Raw genomic sequence first — 860 nt, 5'->3', positions numbered from 1 at the left:
AGAGCGTGTTTGGGAATTCAGACCCGATTGAGCGACATAGTGATGTTAGCTAGTAATAGCCAAGCAACATGGCTAGCGGGAGTGAATTCGTAATCAACGACCACGCGGCGAAAGCAGGCTAACCAGGCGAAGGTGCGCTCGACGACCCAGCGCCGGGCCAGCGGCACGAAGCCGCGCTGGGTGGGCGGTCGACTACTGATCTGCTGGACCAGGCCCAAGCCCAGCAGGTGCTGGGCAAAGCGCCCACGGTAGGCCGCATCGGTGAGCACGAGTTGCAGGCGCCGCGCCCACCAGGGGCGTTGGGGCAGCAACGCCAGCGCGCCGGTGCTGTCGTGGCGGTGAGCCGCGTGCACGTGCGCGGCCCAGATACGTCCGCCGGAATCGACCAGGAGCTGGCGTTTGCGGCCGTTGACGAGCTTATGCGCATCCAGGCCGCGGTGTTCGTAGATGCGCGGGGCCAGCTTCACGCTCTGGCTGTCGACGCAGGCCAGCGCCGGGGTCGGTTCGCGGCCGTGCGCAACCCGGTCTAGGGCGTTGACCACCGTGTTAAGGTGCTGCCACAGGCCCAGGCGCTGCCAGCGGTAGAAATAGTAGTAGACCGCCGTCCAGGGCGGAAACTGTGACGGCAGTGCCCGCCATTGGCAGCCGGTGCGGCACACGTAGAGCAACGCGTTGAACACCTGCCGCAAACACAAGCGCCGCCGCCGTTGCACGGGCAGCAGCAACTCGATAACTTGCCACTGCGAGTCAGTAAGGGGTTGGTAGCCATCAACCATAATGCCCGTGGAAGCCTAGGAACTCCCCGCGCAACTTACTGACTCGTTTCTTTTTAGCCCCTACCTAATTCCCAAACACGCTCT

1 protein-coding gene is annotated in these 860 nt (G+C 63.6%); it reads right to left on the bottom strand.

The genetic code is table 11. The features are described 5' to 3' along the window. Nucleotides 1-17 precede the first annotated feature (17 nt). Nucleotides 18-776, bottom strand: coding sequence for an IS5 family transposase (locus EI290_RS22210; RefSeq protein WP_125433836.1), 759 nt, complete (start codon nucleotides 774-776; stop codon nucleotides 18-20). Nucleotides 777-860: the final 84 nt, after the last annotated feature.

Source organism: Hymenobacter metallilatus (assembly GCF_003944705.1).
Taxonomy (GTDB): domain Bacteria; phylum Bacteroidota; class Bacteroidia; order Cytophagales; family Hymenobacteraceae; genus Hymenobacter; species Hymenobacter metallilatus.
Note: the sequence above shows the minus strand (reverse complement) of the source record. Positions and strands in the feature narration are given on the sequence as shown.

What these genes read in the sequence shown, in the direction of transcription:
- EI290_RS22210 (WP_125433836.1), bottom strand. Translation starts at nt 776, where the DNA reads ATGGTTGATGGCTACCAACCCCTTACTGACTCGCAGTGGCAAGTTATC.